At 42.2% G+C, this 18527-nt stretch carries 23 protein-coding genes; 6 read left to right on the forward strand and 17 right to left on the reverse strand.

Annotated elements, in window-relative coordinates:
- Positions 1-243 precede the first annotated feature (243 nt).
- From IEY34_RS26630 to IEY34_RS26650, 5 genes are all read right to left on the reverse strand, one after another.
- Complete coding sequence (locus IEY34_RS26630; RefSeq protein ID WP_189017511.1) at positions 244-1380, reverse strand: hypothetical protein; 1137 nt, start codon at positions 1378-1380, stop codon at positions 244-246.
- Between the two features lie 95 nt (positions 1381-1475).
- Positions 1476-1976, reverse strand: a complete 501-nt coding sequence (locus IEY34_RS26635; RefSeq protein ID WP_189017514.1) for a YcxB family protein — start codon at positions 1974-1976, stop codon at positions 1476-1478.
- Between the two features lie 180 nt (positions 1977-2156).
- On the reverse strand, positions 2157-2738 hold the full coding sequence (locus IEY34_RS26640) for a type 2 periplasmic-binding domain-containing protein (protein WP_189017517.1): 582 nt from the start codon (positions 2736-2738) through the stop codon (positions 2157-2159).
- A gap of 476 nt (positions 2739-3214) precedes the next feature.
- Entirely contained in the window at positions 3215-3925 is a 711-nt protein-coding gene (locus tag IEY34_RS26645) for a hypothetical protein (RefSeq protein ID WP_189017520.1), read from the reverse strand.
- 31 nt (positions 3926-3956) lie between these two features.
- Positions 3957-4178, reverse strand: a complete 222-nt coding sequence (locus IEY34_RS26650; protein WP_189017524.1) for a hypothetical protein — start codon at positions 4176-4178, stop codon at positions 3957-3959.
- A 647-nt stretch (positions 4179-4825) separates the two neighbouring features.
- On the opposite strand from IEY34_RS26650, the gene IEY34_RS26655 reads away from it, so the two are divergent.
- Positions 4826-5038, forward strand: coding sequence for a transposase (locus IEY34_RS26655; RefSeq protein ID WP_505816941.1), 213 nt, complete (start codon positions 4826-4828; stop codon positions 5036-5038).
- On the opposite strand, the gene IEY34_RS26660 is transcribed toward IEY34_RS26655, so the two are convergent.
- The 6 genes from IEY34_RS26660 to IEY34_RS26680 form a co-directional block, all read right to left on the reverse strand.
- A complete protein-coding gene (locus tag IEY34_RS26660; RefSeq protein WP_189017527.1) occupies positions 4978-5184 on the reverse strand; it encodes a hypothetical protein in 207 nt (68 codons plus the stop codon). The two genes, IEY34_RS26655 and IEY34_RS26660, sit on opposite strands and share 61 nt — an antisense overlap.
- A 21-nt stretch (positions 5185-5205) precedes the next feature.
- Entirely contained in the window at positions 5206-5478 is a 273-nt protein-coding gene (locus IEY34_RS26665; RefSeq protein ID WP_189017530.1) for a hypothetical protein, read from the reverse strand.
- A gap of 424 nt (positions 5479-5902) precedes the next feature.
- Positions 5903-6031, reverse strand: a complete 129-nt coding sequence (locus IEY34_RS37380) for a hypothetical protein (protein WP_268240184.1) — start codon at positions 6029-6031, stop codon at positions 5903-5905.
- A gap of 115 nt (positions 6032-6146) precedes the next feature.
- Complete coding sequence (locus IEY34_RS26670) at positions 6147-7541, reverse strand: ADP-ribosylglycohydrolase family protein (RefSeq protein ID WP_189017533.1); 1395 nt, start codon at positions 7539-7541, stop codon at positions 6147-6149.
- 83 nt (positions 7542-7624) lie between these two features.
- Entirely contained in the window at positions 7625-8479 is an 855-nt protein-coding gene (locus tag IEY34_RS26675) for an AraC family transcriptional regulator (RefSeq protein ID WP_189017536.1), read from the reverse strand.
- 113 nt (positions 8480-8592) lie between these two features.
- The gene (locus IEY34_RS26680; protein WP_229757854.1) at positions 8593-9054 is read right to left on the reverse strand and encodes a DoxX family protein; all 462 of its coding nucleotides are present in this window, start codon (positions 9052-9054) and stop codon (positions 8593-8595) included.
- 62 nt (positions 9055-9116) lie between these two features.
- Between IEY34_RS26680 and IEY34_RS26685 the strand changes: the two genes are divergently transcribed.
- Positions 9117-9476, forward strand: coding sequence for a winged helix-turn-helix transcriptional regulator (locus tag IEY34_RS26685; RefSeq protein WP_189017539.1), 360 nt, complete (start codon positions 9117-9119; stop codon positions 9474-9476).
- A gap of 348 nt (positions 9477-9824) precedes the next feature.
- Here IEY34_RS26685 and argC read toward each other — a convergent pair whose 3' ends face one another.
- The 3 genes from argC to IEY34_RS26700 form a co-directional block, all read right to left on the reverse strand.
- The gene (gene argC / locus IEY34_RS26690) at positions 9825-10790 is read right to left on the reverse strand and encodes an N-acetyl-gamma-glutamyl-phosphate reductase (RefSeq protein ID WP_189017542.1); all 966 of its coding nucleotides are present in this window, start codon (positions 10788-10790) and stop codon (positions 9825-9827) included.
- A gap of 439 nt (positions 10791-11229) precedes the next feature.
- Positions 11230-11793, reverse strand: coding sequence for a hypothetical protein (locus IEY34_RS26695; protein WP_189017545.1), 564 nt, complete (start codon positions 11791-11793; stop codon positions 11230-11232).
- Between the two features lie 143 nt (positions 11794-11936).
- Positions 11937-12551: a PH domain-containing protein gene (locus IEY34_RS26700; RefSeq protein WP_189017549.1), complete on the reverse strand. Its 615-nt coding sequence runs from the start codon at positions 12549-12551 to the stop codon at positions 11937-11939.
- A 179-nt stretch (positions 12552-12730) separates the two neighbouring features.
- On the opposite strand from IEY34_RS26700, the gene IEY34_RS26705 reads away from it, so the two are divergent.
- A complete protein-coding gene (locus IEY34_RS26705; protein ID WP_189017552.1) occupies positions 12731-13495 on the forward strand; it encodes an ABC transporter ATP-binding protein in 765 nt (254 codons plus the stop codon).
- 35 nt (positions 13496-13530) lie between these two features.
- On the opposite strand, the gene IEY34_RS26710 is transcribed toward IEY34_RS26705, so the two are convergent.
- The gene (locus IEY34_RS26710; RefSeq protein ID WP_189017555.1) at positions 13531-14436 is read right to left on the reverse strand and encodes a LysR family transcriptional regulator; all 906 of its coding nucleotides are present in this window, start codon (positions 14434-14436) and stop codon (positions 13531-13533) included.
- A 118-nt stretch (positions 14437-14554) separates the two neighbouring features.
- Between IEY34_RS26710 and IEY34_RS26715 the strand changes: the two genes are divergently transcribed.
- From IEY34_RS26715 to IEY34_RS26725, 3 genes are read left to right on the forward strand one after another with little or no spacing between them, the layout of a single operon-like run.
- A complete protein-coding gene (locus IEY34_RS26715) occupies positions 14555-15604 on the forward strand; it encodes an aliphatic sulfonate ABC transporter substrate-binding protein (protein ID WP_189017557.1) in 1050 nt (349 codons plus the stop codon).
- Between the two features lie 26 nt (positions 15605-15630).
- Positions 15631-16623, forward strand: coding sequence for an Ldh family oxidoreductase (locus tag IEY34_RS26720; RefSeq protein WP_189017561.1), 993 nt, complete (start codon positions 15631-15633; stop codon positions 16621-16623).
- A 30-nt stretch (positions 16624-16653) separates the two neighbouring features.
- Positions 16654-17439 (forward strand): ABC transporter permease, encoded by a 786-nt coding sequence (locus IEY34_RS26725; protein WP_189017564.1) that lies wholly within the window; start codon positions 16654-16656, stop codon positions 17437-17439.
- 340 nt (positions 17440-17779) lie between these two features.
- Here IEY34_RS26725 and IEY34_RS26730 read toward each other — a convergent pair whose 3' ends face one another.
- Both IEY34_RS26730 and IEY34_RS26735 read right to left on the reverse strand, forming a co-directional pair.
- The gene (locus tag IEY34_RS26730; protein ID WP_189017567.1) at positions 17780-18034 is read right to left on the reverse strand and encodes a disulfide oxidoreductase; all 255 of its coding nucleotides are present in this window, start codon (positions 18032-18034) and stop codon (positions 17780-17782) included.
- Between the two features lie 60 nt (positions 18035-18094).
- Positions 18095-18406: a hypothetical protein gene (locus IEY34_RS26735; protein ID WP_189017570.1), complete on the reverse strand. Its 312-nt coding sequence runs from the start codon at positions 18404-18406 to the stop codon at positions 18095-18097.
- Positions 18407-18527: the final 121 nt, after the last annotated feature.

Raw genomic sequence — 18527 nt, forward strand, 5'->3', positions numbered from 1 at the left:
GAAGTAGCCACACAGGCAAGTAAAAAGCTCTCAAAATTGATTAAAAGTCAACTCCAACAATGGATCGCCGGTTTGCCCAGTTATCTTAAGGCTTACTTGCCCATTTCAAGCTGCGAAGTTTGAGTTCATTATACTTGAACTACATTAAAGCCAGATGAAATTTAACTACCGAAATTAATAAAATTTGTTAGTAGTGCTGGATTATCATAAATAGCTCCTTCTTCCACTACCATGCCCCCGTTATCATTTCTGGTCACTCTTATCGATGGGGACAATTATCTCTTCTTCTGGCGAGTTCATTGCGATAAGACTCTTCGTCAGAATCAAGGTTCTATTATCCTTCCAAAACTTAATATAGTAATCATATTTATCTTCAGGTTTTTGCTCGATTACTATTGTTTTCTGACCCGTAAGCAAATCAAGGACAACGACATCGGAACAATTGTCGCTTTCTAACGTAAGGTCATACTTGGCTTTATTGTGTTTGTCAGTTATTTCTATCCCTACTATCTTGGTACCGTCAGGTGAGAACTTTAACCGTGCATAATTGTGCATATCGTACTTCTTCATGCCGACTTTATCCCAAACAAGGATGGTACTAGTACGAGAAGGTGACGTTCCTGTGTCGATGTAGAGTTTCTGGGCGTCTGATGACCAAGCGAGTTGACCTACCATATCGTACTCCATGAAGGTCTCTTCTTTAGAAGTTACCCCATTTAGGATCGTCACGCCTTGGTTGTTCTTATAGTAAGCTAATTTTAGACCGTTGCTTGAGATAGCGTATACGTCACTCTGAGTATTGATAATCCTCATGCGATCATCTATGGTTTCCTGCGCATTTTCTTTTATGTTTAGGATGTAATCCTTCGTTACTGGCTTTCCAAGGTTTACATTCTCCCCATCTTTATAATTAGGTTGGTAGAGTTTTAACGAATCTTCTTCAACGAGAATATCGTACTCTAAGGATGCTACTTCTCCAGTGTCCGAAGTTATTGAAAGAGGGATGCTGTATGAGTAGTAAGGCTTCCCCCCTATGATCGGGTGTGGAGCATCAACGGCTAATTTGGGGGTGCCCATCTTAAAGTGAGCATCTTTGAGCTTTTCTTGGGCTAACTTAGTAAACTGTTCGAGCAAAGACTTCCTGACTTCTAACTCGGGCTTGGACATTTTAATGTCAGTAGACTTAAAGCCGGGAGTTACAAAAGTTGCAGAAGTTGCAGGAGTCGCAGACGGTTCAGGATTTGGAGAAGGAGTACCATCAAGCTTAGAGCTTGATGGGGACTGTGTGACTATCGGAGTCAGCTGAACCGTTGGAACAGCAGGTTTCGACTCACAAGCCGCTAAAGCAAATAAGGACATACATACTAGCAGCTTTTTCAAAGTGAACTCTCCCCCTCAGTTTTCAATAAATATATTTAAGTCCCATAAATCACATTCATTCTCAATACGTTGCCAAACACTTTTAATTTAACTATCTATGAGGAGCAATTATCTAAATATCTTTGAGCTTGACGGAAAAATTCTAAACTTTCTCCCTCACTACCAAATGATCTCTTTGGTATGATATACGCCATAATCGAATCAACAAAAATAAAAATATACTTCTCATCTTGTTCTACACTTCTGACTCCGCTCCATTTATAACTGCTTTGGCTTACTGAATTTAGTTGATGTATGCCTATTTCGTTTATTTCAACTGTACGCTCTCCTAGTATTCCTTCTTTACTATCTGGATAGCTCATCACTCTTTTTTTCATATTTAAATAGGAGAATACACATGCAAGCCCTCCTCCAAAGATCCCCCAGCATAAAGAGAAAACGAATGGAAGTTTAAATAACAACAATAGAATAGTTAGGACGACTGGTACCGATATATTGCTTATCATAAATCTGTTTCTTAGTTTAGGTATATTGAATAAAGCGTACTTGTTATAATCCCAGTAATCAGACCTCGTAATGTTTGTTGTAATCTTCATTTGACCTTGTCCTCCTACTATTTTCGTTACTTCAATTAAAAGTTATTCTTTGACTTAACCACAAATGGATTTATATAATTTGGTACATTATACCATTAAATTCAAATAAAAACTCCAGACAAAAAAACCGAAACCCCAGGGAGTCCCGGTCTTTTCATTATCTACGTTAGAATCAAACAATCATTTCTTCGAATACCACTCGTTCACCGCATCCATCGCGGCCTTGCCGCCCTTAGCATCAAACTCCTGTGTGAATTTGTCGAACTCAGACAAATCTCGTTTACCCATAATAAATTTCATCGAGGTTTCTTCAACGTAATTACGTAATTCCGCGAACTTGGAACCGTACGCTTCAATGGATGGCGCGAAATTCGTTTCCTCACGCGATTTTTTGAATGCCAGATGAGGCTCGTAATAAGGCAACAAACTTTTGGCTTTAAGTCTTGCATTAATACCAAAATCGGTATCGCCTAAACCATACATCGAACGCCAGCTAATTTTATCGCTCTGCTCCTTGGTCTGCGTATATGCCCCATTCACTTCTGTGTAATCTTCGCCCTTAATGCCATAGTTGATCAGAATATCGGTTTCTGGCTTGTACAAAAAGTTCAGATATTGGGCTGCACCCAGCTTGTTTTTAGCTTGCTTGGGAATAATTACGTATTTCGTTGAAATCGAAGCATCCTGAATCCCCGATTGCCCATTTTTCCCAACAGGTGGCGCGATAAACTGCACATTACCGCCATTTTTCTTTTCCTGCAAAGCCTTATCAACGTCAATCGGTGCAGAACTGCTGGTTAGATTTTATCCTGGTTGCCTTCCCAGGTAACACGTGTTTCTTGAGCTTTCAAGGCGCAACCTGCTCCACACGGAGCGTGCTAGTTTTCGTCGACAAATCGATCATACCGAGGCGCTCCTTTTTTGACAAAGGCTATTTCTTAGCCCTAACAGCATATTTAGCTGAATGAACAAAAAAGAGATGCGCGAGGCAAACTCCTTCACTATCGTTTTCTTTTATACTAACGCATAGATAATCGATGCATAGAGATTCAACGCCTGAAGAATTGCTCTAAAATTATATAACTAATTGGATAATAATGAATTATTTGTAATTGCCAGTGACAGTTGATAACGAAAATCGGCCCATTCGCATGTTTACGAATGAACCGAATATTCAAATTCAACGGGATGAAAACTCGGTTATCATAGCGATTGATACAGATTTCCATCCACTGTATTTAATTACCTTTTTGAGTATTTTCTTTATCTACAGGTGCAGATATTTCCTTGATGTTAGTTTTATCAACATTAAAAATTGAAGCTTTTAAATCATTTTTTTCTATTGTGTATTCTTCTGTTGATACTAAAATTTCTTTACCACCAACAACTTCGAACATCTCTTTTTTAATAGGAAGATCGGTGTTAGCATCAATACTAACTTTAGTAATTTTACTTCCTTCTACAGATTTAATCTTTTTAGTATTTTGATCATTAATAAATTGGCCACTATCATCAATCCATTTTTTAAATGATAGTTCAGCTTTTATCTCTTTAAGTAATGATTTGCTGATTAATTCTTTGTTCTCATTTGCTATGTTCTCTGGAAGTAACCATGTGAACGATTCTAATTTCCCATTATTATTTCCAATCGATATGACTCTTTTTCCTGATTCAGTTACGATTACTTTGTTTTCTAATGTACCATCAGGCTTATAATTTTCAGACTTTTCTTCTAAATTAACCGTATCCCTATAGAAGTGTGCAACTTTATTATTCTCAGAGGTTATTTTAACATGTTCAATACCTACACCAAGAACTGCATTTGATGCATTTACAGAATCCCTAGCAATTTCATTAGCATTTGCTTTGGCTGAAGGCAGGGTTTGCCAAGTAATTGCCCCTAATATTAAAGCACTCAAAGGAATCAAAATTAATTTTTTATTCATCATTTCACCCTCCTGATAATTTCCTAGTATGAATTTAAATGCCATCCGTTAAGTGGGTACCCGTACGAAGCGTCATACGGATGCTCCGGGTCTCCCATACGCCATGCATTAACGTTACACATTTGCGCTTCAACACCACCATCTGAAATCCAATCTGCACGGTCTCCTGGAATGCTAGTTCCATTTGGCCAATGTGCTTGATTTGGCCCTGAAAATGATGGGCAGGTACTGCTATATGCTCTTGGTGTACCACCACTCTTTTGGACGACTCCCCCGAAAGCATGGTTTAAATAACTAACCATCGAGCCACTCGTACCATCAGCTTCAGCAATCCACCCAACTGCGCTTGTTGAATATTGTCCTATGCTTGAAACTGGATAGTAGGCCTTCAACATGTCGTATCGTGGACTGTTCTGAGTAACTCTACAATCTGCTGGGGACCCATAGTTACAATACTCAATTACATCAGCTCCTTTACTTATGGTAGCAATTGTAGAATAAGTAGTTCCAGGGCCTATTCTAACGCTTAGACTATTAGCTGTTACATCATAAACCGATAATGTGGTACTACTTGCTAATGCAGCACTGGGTATGAATGTAACTAGTAAAACAAATAAAACAGATAGAGTACAAATGAATTTTTTATACATTTTTTACCTTCAATGAGAATATTTTATTTAAATATAAAACAATATAACATTTTACTTTATTTGTAAATATTTTTTGTAACCATCTTTTAAAGTGTATATACTCATTAGACGAAGGAAATAGTAAAAAGTTTCCATTTTATTCTGTAATTTGTTGTCTGTGATGGCTAATTTCTTAGCTACTCTTTTTAGTCTTCCATCTTAAATTAAAATCGAAATTCATTGGTAGCCCTGGAAGAATTGGGGTTTCAGGTGTATTCAGGCACCAAAGCGGGGCAAAAACCTTTACCGCCGGGAAGAACTTCTCAAGCTCTATCTTTACTGTTATATGAACGGCATCCGTTCATCTCGCAAGATGGAAACCGAGACGAAAAGAAATAATGAACTGATGTGGTTAATTGGTAGGCTTCAGCCGGACCACGGCACTTTGTCTGCTTTCATGAAGAGTAACCACACGGCCATAAAATAGCTTTTTAAAGAATCTGTCGTATAGATAAGCAGCATTCTGTTGCTCGCATCCAGCGGCTGGTCATCCAGTGATGCCACTGACATTGTTCCTTTCGGCAGACTTGCACTCATCGTAACAGGCCCAAGCTCATAGCTGTTGTTATTCAAAGTCCCTGTTGCAGCCACCACTTAGGGTGTGTTAATAAAATACGTATTCAAATTAAGGTCAAAGAGGAGTTCTTCCGTGTCGGAAACCAATTTATTCTCATTCAAATTCGCAAGCATACTGGTTTTCAGGCCGCTATCATCGATGGCATTGATAAACGTCTCCGCCACTTGCTTCAACTTCATACTGTTCGTATTTTTTATTGGCAGCAGGGATATCCCCGCTTGCAATCTGCGCATCTGTGAGGTCCGGTGTAATCTTATAGATGGCGTAAGGCTCTCCCGGCTTATCAGCATAGACCGTTACCATCTTGAACAAATGCGCGATGTACGTGCGATTTTGCCTTACGGATTACGCTTGATTTCCCAACTGCAATCACCTTAAAGCGCTCTTAAAAATGTCGCCACCTATGTGGACTACACATCACTCCCTGCATCCAAATGAATAGCTGCATGTAAAGGCATTCTTACTTCCTACTGAACCTTTACGCTATTTCAGCCTAATATACGGGATCCCCTACGGAAGCAGCAATGATATTATGTCTTATATTTTCGTGATTTTATAAACAGGCTGAGGCAAGCCCAAGCCCCTAACGAACTCTATACCTTTTATTCGATCAAAATCGCTCATTCTGAAAATCTATTGAACTTCAGATGCGCTATTTCAAGTAAATGATCACCATTCGACCAATAAAGTGCCGGATAGCGCCAACTCCGTTCATTAAATCTCCAAAGTAGCCATTTTCCGGTCTATAAGCATCATACCGTTCATTAGCTGCCCTTTGAGACCGAAAACCGCCGTAGCAAAGAAAGCTGCGGTGGACGCCAATAAGGGGTAAGCTTCGCTCACCCAAATAGTTTCCTCCTTTCACACGAGGCAGCTAAAGTAAAAAGACCTAGCCTGCTGCCGCGGCTAGGTTCTCTACAATTGTGTGCTGGGAGATACATAAGCAAGCTAAATAAGCTTATTTCCGCCCACTTTCAGCAGATATCTTCTTAAACACCTCATAGCTGCGTTTGGCGCAATCCGAAATAGCTATGGGATGGAATCCTCTCACTTCTGCGTATAGTTTATCATTAAGCGGCTCGACCCATTGAGCCGGAAGCTTATCTGCACCTAGCTTCGCCCCCATTATCGATCCAACCGTAGCTCCGTTGCAATCTGTATCCCAACCGCCTAAAACCGCTGTCGTAACAGCCAGCTCAAAATCGTCCTTCGCAAAGATGAGCGAAGCCGCAACTAATGCTGCGTTATTGTTCGTATGGACAGAATGATATTGCTTGAACGCTTCCCATATACGATCAACAAGATCCAATTGATCTACAGCATCGCGTGCAATTTCTACAGCTTTTCGAATATCGTGAGCCAGTCGGCTGTCTCTAGGGATTTCACTAAGCCCGATTTCCACAATACGTTCATTATCGGTTTCATTAAAAGCAGCTGCAATCATTGCTGCCACAAACATTTCCCCATAAATACCGTTCTTTACATGCGAAAAGGAAGCATCCCGCCAAGCTAATTCTGCCGCCAGCTCTGGATTCCCCGCTGCGCCGTAAGCAAAGCTATCCGCTCTGATTTGTGCGCCAATCCACTCGCGATACGGGTTAAACCATGTTCGCACCCATTCAATCTTCTGCGCCCAGTCCTCCGGTTTGCTATCATTCATATGTGATGTCACCTGAGCAAAATTCAAATATGATTGTGTTTCTGCTGTACATACTTGCTGGTAGCTGAGGTGCATATGCCACAATTTGCCAATATCCCAAGAATCAAAATCCAATCCTTTTTCCTCTAAAAGAATCAAGCCTAACACGGTATAACGTATATCATCGTCTGATTCCATAAACTGAATGTTTTCCTTGAAGCTTTTATGACACCAGTGACTTAGTTCCAATCCATACTCAGCAGACGCCCGTGAACTCCCTGGGGTATATCCACTAATTGGCCAAGCATCTGCTCCTTTAAACCACAGCTCAATATTCTTCCAGCCAGCTCTCCCGCCGCTTCCCCCCATAAATTGTCCCTGCTCAAGCGGTTTACCCAATGCACATCCAATACTTCGGCCGAGCCACGCACCCTGAAATTGATTTAGCCATTCTGCCTCTGACTTGTCCACAGTTATTCTTCTAGGTCCTTCCGGGCGCATAGCAAGAATACCAGGCAAATCAGATGGCTCAATAAACTTAAAATCCGCACCAATCTCAAGTTCCATCAACTGCTGATAAACGGCCATCAACTTCGCTTCGTCATCTCCAGCCTTAATCCACTTCGCTTGAAATCCACTTACATCACAGCCTTCTTCTCCCCTTTGAACGATTTCTAAATTGACAAGTTCCTTTAATTTTTCCCAGCCAGCCATCGTGATTCCACCTTTTTTGAAAGAATTTAAGCTCATTATAATGGTTTGGCCTCTTCCAATCCTCTCAATTTCCTTCCGACTTCTCAAAATAATTGATTAACGCCAAATTGTTTGCGATATTCTTGAGGCGACATTCCGACGACCAAACTAAATGCTCGATAGAAGGACGCCAAGCTCTGAAACCCGCTGGAAAAACTAATGTCCGCGATACTATCAAGGTTAGTGACAAGTTGTTTCCTGGCTTCGCTAATGCGCAGCTGTGTCATATAATTCAAAAAGCTGCTCCCTGTATGCTCCTTGAACAAGCGGCTTGTCCGCGCACTGCTCCAGCCTAGATGAGCGGCAACATCTGTAAGCTGTAGGGGCTCCAGATACTTTTCTTTGACAAATAGCATCATCTCTTTGATCTCACGCTGGGATTTGGACATTTTTAGCCATTGCTCTTTGCTGAAAGTATTCCTGTAATGGCGAAGCAGTGTAACACCCAGCTCCAGCAATTTGCAGCGAGAAATCGTAAGATAACCCTCATCTTTCGTGTTTAGCTCCTCATAAATCTGCTGAATTAATGCTCCTATCTTCTGTGCAAGCGCTGTCCCAGCTGCTATATGATTCTCAAATCTCTCAGACCGATAAGCAAATGGCAGCAATAATCTTTCATCTTCTTCCAGGAAGAGACTAGGGTCGAAATTAACAAAAATATATCGGCTTGGATCATGCTGAGCGGATTGTGCTATATGCAGTTCCGTATTATTGACAATAAATACATCACCTTTGCTAACCTCATACTGCTTATTTTCAAAAACAAATTGCCCTTTGCCTTCCAAGCAATAGCCCATTTCCAAACTTGAATGAAAATGAAGAGGCTGCAGATACGGTTTAGGACACCAAAGATAAGCATTAATTGGAATGAGATTGTCATATTCTATCTTCATCTTCATTTCGTTTCAGTCCACCTTCGAAATTATGATAGCTATATTTTACCATCAGCAAAAAAGTAATGAAATTGAAAAGTGAGTATAAAACAGCAAAAACCCCTGTTAAAGCAATAGCTTCAACAGGGGCTCATTTCATTCTTAGTGAGCTCATAACCGATTACTACAAATAACACTAACACCAAGAAAACAAGATTCACGCCAATTTCTTGATACTCTTTACGCTTGGCATGGAATACGGCTCCCAGAAGTACAATTGTGGCCAGCCCGATTGCGGCAATCGGCGTCAGAGCAGGTGAAATATTCGTCGCTTGAGGCAAAATTAATCCAAGCACCCCGAGCAATTCGGCTATTCCAATAAAGAAAACCAACCCTCGCGAAACTTCCTTCGCCCATGGCCAGGACGCTTGTGCTTTCTCATACTGGAACGCCTTCATCCATCCAGAAAAAATAAATACGATTGCTAAAATCCCTTGCACAATCCATAACGCGATGTTTATGAAACGTTTGCCCCCTGTTTGTGCATCTTCAACGCCTAGGTATATAATATTTTGCAGGGTAACTACTTGGGAAGTAGGCACTTAAAATAAACATAGTATATAAAAATAAACCTTAGGAAGTTAAAGGAACGGGGGCGAATTTAATGACTACTTATTGTAAATTTGAAACAGCGCTAGATATCCTTGTTGGGAAATGGAAGCCTGTTATCCTGCTTCGCCTTTTTTCAAATGGCACAATGAGATTTAGCGAACTGCAAAAAGCGATCCCGGACATCACAAAAAAAATGCTCACTCAACAATTAAGAGAATTAGAGTATCACGATATTATACATCGCGAGGTCTATCAGCAAATCCCCCCCAAAGTTGAATATTCCATTACGGCCTACGGCCAACAAATGGCCCCTTTATTGCAGGCTATGAATGATTGGGGAGTGGCTCATATGGCTCATTTGGACGAGCTATATGGGGAAGACAAGCCAGCGGAACCCTTGGAACGCAAATGATCGTGGTAAACGGCTACCACGTATAAAAAACCGACTCCCCCCCTTAGGAGATGAGCCTTTTCCAAGCGACAAAGCCTAGCAAGGGAACTCAAGTACGCTAATTAGGCAAATAGCAGGGATGCGAGGGTCATAGCGGAACTACAGGGCCTTATTTCCACCAAATGCGCTGAATTTCCCAGGAAACGGCGAAATAGCGAACTGTAGTTCCCTTTCGCTCGCGATAATGCCACTTTTTTCTAGAATAACGCACTGTAGTTCCCTCCCGCACGAGTCGGCGGAACCCTTGGAACGCAAACGATCGTGGTAACGGCTACCACGTACAAAAAGACCCCAATCGGGGTCTATTTTTCACTTTGTAGGCTCGAGAATAAGCCCCAATTCCTCATCAAGTCCCAACATGATGTTCATGCATTGAATTGCTGCTCCAGAGGAACCCTTTCCGAGATTATCCAGTCTGCAAGCGACAAGAACTTGTTCGTCATTCCCTAGGACAAGAATCTCAGAATTATTGGTTCCGTTGCTCAGTGTCGGATCAAGAGCATACTGGGAAATTTCCTTGGTATCATCAAGCGGGATGACGCTTACGAACCTTTCTTCTTGATAATAATTTGTGAGGGCAGCATGAATTTCCTGGAGGCTAGGTTGATTAATAAGCAAACGAGTAGCCAAAGGAACCGTCACCACCATACCATTGTAATAATCGCAAACAGTCGGAAGAAATGCAGGCTGGAACTCAAGATCTGTAAATTTCTTCATTTCAGGCAAATGCTTATGGTCCAGCGTTAAACTATAGTGCTGTGGATGACTTCGATTATCGCTTATGTCACTAAAACGACCTGTCTCATATTGTTCAATGAATGCCTTGCCCCCACCACTATAACCCGTTAATGAGTGGCAACTAACCGGATAATCACGTGGAAGGATTCCCCTTTGGACAAGTGGATTAATCGCCAGCACAAAGGCAGTAGCATGGCAACCTGGCACTGACACACGAGCTGCATTGGCAATCTTGCCTCTTTGTAAAGCCGATAATTCTGGCAAGCCATAGGTCCACGCATCATGGGTACGAAAAGCACTGCTGCTATCAATAACCCGGGTATTAGGATTAATAATTAGTTTTAGGGCCTCACGAGCAGCCTGGTCTGGCAGGCACAAGAATACAATATCCGCTTCATTCATTAACTTTATTCGGATCTCTGAATCCTTCTTTTGCTCCTCTGGAATCGATAGAACTTCCACGTCGTTTCGTTGGTTAAGTCTTTCGTGTATTTTTAGTCCCGTCGTCCCGTACTGGCCATCTACAAATACTTTCATCGCAACTACCTCCGCACAGATAATGAATAATTATACGTTTAAAAGAATTTATATGCAATCCATTTATTATCAATAACGGAAACTTTCTATGCTCAAAAGCCTGATTTGCGGCTGTGTTCTCTTTCATATTGAGCTCGAAGATAAATAGGCTCACTTGAAGTGCTTATTGCTGTTAAATTTGCGATTTTTCATAAGAAAAGACCACCAAACGGGCTTATTCGCTGAAATCCCTTGTCTTCCAGACGTATGTACGACCAATAAGCACTCCTGCCTTGCTTATGCCTCCCTCACAGCAGCCATTCAACAAATAAGCACTTACGGTTACCTTTTCTTCTATAAAAAAGCCACTCCCCGGTTAGGAGTTACTTTATTTTTATGCACTAATATAAATTTAGCGGTTAAGCTTTTAAAGTACATTTTGTTAATTCTACAGATGCTATCATCGGCGTCGCCTTCTTACTGATATGACCAGCAAGATAAACAAAGTTAGAGAGATTACAAGAAATAGAACGATCATGACAGACCGATTATCTGCTTGAGGGATTGTTATGTTAGAGGGTTCATATCCTCCTCCTAATGCTTTAAGTTCTTCATCTGCAGATGCAAGAGTCATAGTTCCTTCACATAGTCCTGTTTCAAGTCGCTCTGGATCACCGGAAGCAAAAACGATATACTCTTCATTTACTTCGAATCCCTCATATCCACAACTTGCCGAACTCAATGCTGTGTAAACAGTCGTTTGAGAACTTAATTCTCCTTTCCATACCGTTTTCACTTCGAATTGAGCTTTTACAGGATCTGCGGAAGACCAAATCTTCCCTATAACAGGTTTGGTTAAACTCAATACTTTGCCCTTAAAAATTGCGGTTTTTTGATTCAACTGATCTTTTATGTTTGGCGGTTCAGCGCAAGAGCATGCATGGACAGTCAAAGGCTCAACCACGAACCATGTACCGAACACGAACAAATAAATCAGTATGACCCTTCTTGCTCTTGTCCACATGTTTATCACCTCATCGGAATGGAAGAAATCCCCACATCATTAGACGAAATTAGCCAAATAATGTTGCGAAATCCTGCCCGTTCGTAACGACAAAAAGAGCAGCTGCCGCGGCAATCTGCTCCCTGATTTAAACTAATGACCGTTTAGTTGTTGATATAACGTTCGAATATGTATCCAAAATCCTTAATCTTCAACTCAGAATGCTTGCCCTTCAACCAATTGTAGACTGATTCGTTAATGGCATCGAATTGGGCTACTGGGGAAGTAGTTTGCGTTGTGATTCGACCTGTCGCTTCCTTCGCAATAACTACGCTTTGCTTCGCGTAATCATACAAGTGCTCATTATGTGCTACCGTCTCGGAAATATTAATTAAGGCTTTATACAAGTCTTTGATTTGCTCAATTTGTTTCTTGTCCACATCGATCGAGAAGTTGACTTCACCGATTATGAACTTGATCTCGACGTCAAGATCGATCGTTCCAGCCGTTTCCATATACACTTTGGAAATTGCATTTGTGTGGTAACTGAAACGCTTAAGCACACGCTTGCTGCTAATAGCACTATCTCCATCAAGGTGGATGAGGGCAAGGTTGGTAAAGCAGTATTCGTCCTTCTTCGACTTGATAATGAAGAAAATTTTCTCGCCATCCTCATGCATGACATAATCATCTGAATCTACCTTATCAAAATCACTAGGGCTAATTACTTTCCCGATATCACTTAAACCTAATGCATCTGCCGCAAACTTCTTGAACAATGGAATCATCCTCTCAATTGGGGTGCTCTGAAAAACCAATCCTTGGTTTAACCCTATTATACATGACTCGAAGAATCACCGATCGAAAGATTTCCCTTGACTTTCAACAATTCTTAAATTAAGATTTCAACTCATATAACTCCAATTGTTCAAGCTCCTACACACGAGGTGAAATCAGCATGGCGAATGTGACATTTATGAATGTGAACAAAACGTTTGTGTCCAAGGAAAGCACTGTCCAAGCACTGCGCAATGTGAATTTGGAATTACAACAGGATGAGTTTGTAGCCATCATTGGTCCAAGCGGCTGTGGCAAAAGCACTATGTTGAAAATTGCCGCTGGACTGGACGTCAAATATGAAGGCTCTGTCCTCCTAGACGGTCAACCCGTCACCAAGCCAAGCATCGAAAAAGGATTCATCTTCCAAGAACACCGGCTGTTCCCCTGGTTAACGGTTGAGAAAAATATAGCAGCCAATTTATCTTTAAAAGATCCTGCCGTCCGGCAGCAAGTAAATAAAGTCATTGAATTAGTCAAGTTGACCGGCTTCGAGAAGGCTTTCCCCAAACAGCTTTCAGGCGGAATGTCCCAACGGGTGGCGATCGCGCGCGCACTCATGCATCAGCCCCAGCTTCTTCTACTGGATGAGCCCTTTGGAGCTCTCGATGCCTTTACCCGAAACCATATGCAGGAAGCTCTGCTGGACATTTGGCGCGAGCACCGGATGACGATGCTGCTCGTCACTCACGATATCGATGAAGCCATCTTTTTGGCTGATCGCATTGTCGTCATGGAAGCCAAACCTGGAACCATTAAGGAAATTATTCCGATTGAGCTCCAGCATCCTCGTACTCGCGTGTCCACCTCTTTCATGGACTATCGCAAACGCGTGCTGTATGCACTAGGCGGACATGAAGAGATGGAACCCGCTTACTCCATTTAAGACCCTACCGATTCGCCCTTGAGGCGGATCTTTTTTTATTTTTCGAGCGAATGGATTTCGGTTAATAAATATTTCAAAAATACTTGGTGCGTTCGCGGGAAATTCTGCTTCTTGGATCGCGCGCAGCCAAAAGTTACGATATTGCTCTCATCACTCACTAGAGGAATGGCTACAATCTCACCACTTGTTATAAGCGGATCCTTCTTAATACTAAATTCAATAAAAATGCCTATGGCTGCCCCCTCGGCGATCGTTCGCTTCAGCACCTCTTGATTGTTGGATGTGAAAATAATGTTGACCGGGCCATATTTCTCTTTGAATTGCTCCATGTAACGCTTTGAAAAGCTGCCGTTTATGCTAACAAACGGTTGTGTAATCAAATCTTTTCGGGTAACGCTGCTTTTGGAAGCGAGCCATGAATGTTTGCTTACGCATACGACAACCCTCGATTCGAACATCTTCGTCAACCACAGATCTTCCGTAACTTTAGGCTCGTGATTCAAATAAATCAAACCCATGTCCGTTTTGTTTTGCTTAATGTCCTCGATAATATCTATGGAATCTTTCTCCGTTATTTCTAAGCGAACATAGGGATAGTAATTTTTGAAAGAAACGATAGACTTCGGTAATACCGCCATGAAATTCGGGCTCACAGACAGACGGACTTCACCATCGATGTGATCATTCTGCATAAGCACGGCATCCCTGACATCTTGGATTTTCAGCAGAGCCTCATTCGCTTTCTCAATGATGATTCTCCCTCGGTCAGTAGGAATCGTTCCTATTCGCGTGCGTTCAAATAGCTCAAAACCAATTTCGCTCTCCAGCCTTGCTAAGGATTTACTAATCCCAGCCTGAGATACATGCATGATTTCAGCGGTTGCAGATATCGAGCCTGTCCTTGCAATATTAACAATATATTCTAGTTGCTCAATATTCATATCTAAACCCCTTTTAGCTATAACCTGAAGTTATACCATCATAACACATAGTTAATATACTTGTTTACTCGGATATAGTAAGCTTTAACTACTTCAAGATTAGAAAGGGAGATTCCTTATGAAATTATCAAAAATTACCGTTCCTGCTTTGACACTAAGTTTATTACTTGTTTTGTCCGCATGCGGCAGCAAGACAAGCCCTGCTGCATCCAGCAGCTCTGCGCCAAGCCCTAGTAGTTCAAGCTCACCTGCTTCGCAAAAAGAAGTTGTCGTGAACATCGGTGTTCAGCACGCCGTGGCCCCGCTAGTTCTAGCACAGCAAAAGAAATGGTTCGAAGAGGAGTTTGCCAAACATAACGCCAAAGTGAACTGGCTCGAGGTGCAAGGCGGACCGCCCCAATTTGATGCCATCCTTACGAATCGCCTTGATTTGGCTGTAACGGGCAATACGCCTGTTATTACTGCGCAAATGGCAGACATCCCATTCAAAGAAATCGCCGTTGCCAGCACAGGTTCCAAAAATAATGCCTTGCTCGTTCAAAAAGGCAGCCCGATTAAAAGCGTTGAACAATTAAAAGGCAAAAAAATTGCCGTTGCCAAAGCAACCAGCGGCTACGATATGTTGTTCCGATTGATCAATAAAGCGGGCTTGAAGCCTGGAGATATTCAAACCATTCAGCTTACTGCCGACGATGCGAAAGCGGCTTTCATCAGCGGTTCCGTTGATGCTTGGGCCATTGGAGAGCCTTACCTGTCTACTTCCGTGGTCAACGACGGCGCGACTGTACTTGCTGACGGCTCTAACATTAACTACATTAGCCCAGCTTTCCATGTGGCCCGCACCAAATTCGCTGAAGAGCATCCCGACCTAGTTACAGCCTACTTAAAAGTACTTGAGAAAACGTTGCAGTGGCAAAATAAGAACTTCGATGAAGCTGTGAAAATTTACTCCGAAGGCACTAAGCTTAATGCAGACGTTGTGAAATCTGTCATCAAAAATGTCAGCTTCGCGACTCTACCGGTTTCTGATGATTTCGTAAAAGGCCAGCAAGAACTCGCCCAATTCCTGCTCAATGAAAAAGCGATCAACAAACTGGTCGACCCATCCAAAGTCGTTGATAACACTTATATGAAACAAGCATTGGAAGATATCAAAAACAACAAATAATCCATAAGGCAGGGTGACCCTACATCATGAATACCGTAACTCTTCCTATTCAGGAGCTGAGAGAGCTTGGCAGACAAGTCCTCCTTAAACACGGAGCCACGAAGCGTGAAGCTGAAATCGTAACTGAGGATTATTTGGAAGCCCATCTAAGAGGCCGCTCCTCTCATGGCATTACCTTCTTCAGAAATGCCGTCGAGTCCTTCGAGGACAAAGGCACTTATCAAGTTGGTCCTTTCGATGGAGCTTACATGCATATCATCGGTAATCGGGACATTGGGCATATTGTTGCTCGCGAAGCCATTGATCTGGCTATCCCCTTCCTAACAGACCGTAAAATGATTACGATTGGGCTAACCGATATTACCCGCTTTAATTGTTCAGGTACGATTGCCAGGTATGGCGCCGAACAGGGTGCGATTACACTCGTATTCGCTTATGGCGGAACAAGCGTGATGACTCCCCCGGGAGGAACAGCAGCTGCCGTGAACAACACCCCAATTGGCATAGCTTTCCCGCATACGGATCCCTTATTTGTTCTGGATATGGCCACTTCCGAGCGTGCTTGGGGTCATGTGACTTTAGCCAAATACAATGAGGAGTCCATCCCTGACACATGGGGTGTCGATCAACAAGGGTTGCCCACCACCAACCCTGCTGAGGTTAAATATTTGTCTCCTTTTGGCGGCTACAAAGGCTTTGGACTTGCGTTGGCATTTGAAATGCTAAGCGGCGCACTTGTTAATGTCCCTATTGGCTCCAAAGGCACCGGAAAAGGCAGAGGCGCGTTAATCCAGCTCATCGATCCTACCGCCTTCGGTCACACCGTGGAATCTTTCCGGGAACAAATCACTGGATTTTTGGGCGAGATTAACAACATCCCGACACTCGATCCAGACAAGTCCATCACTTATCCTGGCCAAGCCTCCGAGCAGCGCTATCGTGAGAGTCTGGCGTCTGGCGTTATTACCGTCCATCAAACCGTTATTGAATATCTTAACAAACAACTTCGAGATGAATAATAGTAGACTACTACTTCAGAGGACCATCTTATGAAAACTCGCGAGAATTATAAGAAATATGTGTATGGCCTCATTTTGCCTGTCATCATTGTAACCGTCTGGCAATTGGTTGGATCGCTGCACCTGGTGCCCCCCCAATTGCTTCCTACTCCCATCGCAATTATCAAAGCCTTCATCGGCTTAACGAGAGATGGTATTTTATTCGATAACCTTTCTGTCAGTATGTATCGCGCCGTTATAGGCTTTGTCATTGGCGGCGGTCTGGGTCTGCTGTCAGGCTTGCTTGTAGGTTTTTTCCGAAAAACGGAGTACACCTTGGACCCAACTTTACAAATGATTAGAACTGTTCCGCATTTGGCTATCATGCCTCTATTCATTCTATGGTTCGGATTCGGCGAGTTTTCGAAAGTTTTATTAATTGCAAAAGGCGCCTTTTTCCCTCTCTATCTGAACACCTTTCTAGGTATACGAGGCATTGATTCCAAGCTGTTCGAGGTTACCCGTGTACTGGAATTCAGCCGATTCAAGCAGATTACCAAGCTGATCTTGCCTTCAGCGATGCCCAACATTCTGCTTGGTCTACGACTTTCGCTTGGTATGGCTTGGCTGAGCCTCATTGTCGCTGAATTGATGGGAGCTAACTCCGGCGTAGGCTACATGATCTCGGATGCGAGACAATTCGCCCAAACCGATGTTGTCTTCGTCGGGATCGTCATATTTGCGCTAGTGGGCAAGCTGACAGATTCCCTTGTTCGCAAGCTCGAGGATCGGCTGCTTCGCTGGAGAGATAACTATGTTGGCGTGGATAGTAAATAGGGCATGAAGAGTTTTAGCTGTGGATTAGGCAGATTGCTCCTTATGGGAGCGATCTGCCTTTTCTCTTGCCCCCCTCCCAAACACGGTAACACTGGAGTTATTCCAGTGGGATTTGGGTTTGGGACCTCTAGGGGGGCGGTTTCTACAGATTTGATTGGATTTGTCCAACCCAATCAAGGAATTGGCTGCTTGTAGAGGCAAAACAGTGGATTTATCCAATGGCCGCTCAAAGCAGCTAATTCATAACATTTACTTTGTTTGACTACTTGGCAGTGCAGTTCCAACTTTCCCTTTTCGAACATCTTCCTGAATTTGATATAATACAGCTTGACTGGGACGATTATTTGTCTAAACGATGCGCAGAACGGTCTAGTATATACTTAATACCTGATATAACAAGAACTACAAAGCCAATACCTGAAATTACCAGACATGTAAAAAACGGAGCTGGACTATGAGGTTCAATAGCTTCTTCGAATGTTGGGTGGAATGGTATAGAGGTTATCTGAATGTATAAGCCTGTTACTGCACTAAATATCCAAACAACAGCCCCAATAGCCGCTATTATAAGTGACTTCGGTCTTCCTCGCTTCATAGCTCCTCCCCCTAAGATAATAATTCTATATTTCCCGTTAATCACTCTTACTTATAATTGCTAAACATCCCTTTTCTTCAAATAACTCAAAGACAACAAACCTTTAACGAAACAGACCATACTAATAATCCACATAACACCTATCACGGCTATAGTTAAAGAGTTAAATACTGAACTTGAAAAAGCCCTAGTTTCAAGTATTCTTATCCATGTTAATGCACCAATAGTAAACAATAGTAAATGACTTAAAAACCACCCATAGCCATGCTTCCTAAATTTAATCATTAATCTAATCACTAACACTACAACAGGAACCATTACAACTAGTAAGCCTACTCTCAGAAATCCAATGATTTCTTCTTCCATGAGCATATAAAACCACTCACCTCCCCTTTACTAACAAATAATCCCAAATAATTAGACGCTTTACATACATTTATAGTTGCGTATGACTTTAAAACAAGCTACCACCATGCTCTTCTGCCCCTTTAGT

This window comes from Paenibacillus marchantiophytorum, assembly GCF_014640555.1.
Taxonomy (GTDB): Bacteria; Bacillota; Bacilli; order Paenibacillales; family NBRC-103111; genus Paenibacillus_E; species Paenibacillus_E marchantiophytorum.

Coding starts and splice junctions, on each gene's coding strand:
- IEY34_RS26665 (WP_189017530.1), bottom strand. CDS start 5,478: ATGCTGATAAGCCGGGAGAGCCTTACGCCATCTATAAGATTACACCGG.
- IEY34_RS26645 (WP_189017520.1), bottom strand. CDS start 3,925: ATGATGAATAAAAAATTAATTTTGATTCCTTTGAGTGCTTTAATATTA.
- IEY34_RS26635 (WP_189017514.1), bottom strand. CDS start 1,976: ATGAAGATTACAACAAACATTACGAGGTCTGATTACTGGGATTATAAC.
- IEY34_RS26730 (WP_189017567.1), bottom strand. CDS start 18,034: ATGAAGCGAGGAAGACCGAAGTCACTTATAATAGCGGCTATTGGGGCT.
- IEY34_RS26725 (WP_189017564.1), top strand. CDS start 16,654: ATGAAAACTCGCGAGAATTATAAGAAATATGTGTATGGCCTCATTTTG.
- IEY34_RS26670 (WP_189017533.1), bottom strand. CDS start 7,541: ATGGCTGGCTGGGAAAAATTAAAGGAACTTGTCAATTTAGAAATCGTT.
- IEY34_RS26715 (WP_189017557.1), top strand. CDS start 14,555: ATGAAATTATCAAAAATTACCGTTCCTGCTTTGACACTAAGTTTATTA.
- IEY34_RS26675 (WP_189017536.1), bottom strand. CDS start 8,479: ATGAAGATGAAGATAGAATATGACAATCTCATTCCAATTAATGCTTAT.
- argC (WP_189017542.1), bottom strand. CDS start 10,790: ATGAAAGTATTTGTAGATGGCCAGTACGGGACGACGGGACTAAAAATA.
- IEY34_RS26735 (WP_189017570.1), bottom strand. CDS start 18,406: ATGCTCATGGAAGAAGAAATCATTGGATTTCTGAGAGTAGGCTTACTA.
- IEY34_RS26705 (WP_189017552.1), top strand. CDS start 12,731: ATGGCGAATGTGACATTTATGAATGTGAACAAAACGTTTGTGTCCAAG.
- IEY34_RS26695 (WP_189017545.1), bottom strand. CDS start 11,793: ATGTGGACAAGAGCAAGAAGGGTCATACTGATTTATTTGTTCGTGTTC.
- IEY34_RS26710 (WP_189017555.1), bottom strand. CDS start 14,436: ATGAATATTGAGCAACTAGAATATATTGTTAATATTGCAAGGACAGGC.
- IEY34_RS26720 (WP_189017561.1), top strand. CDS start 15,631: ATGAATACCGTAACTCTTCCTATTCAGGAGCTGAGAGAGCTTGGCAGA.
- IEY34_RS26685 (WP_189017539.1), top strand. CDS start 9,117: ATGACTACTTATTGTAAATTTGAAACAGCGCTAGATATCCTTGTTGGG.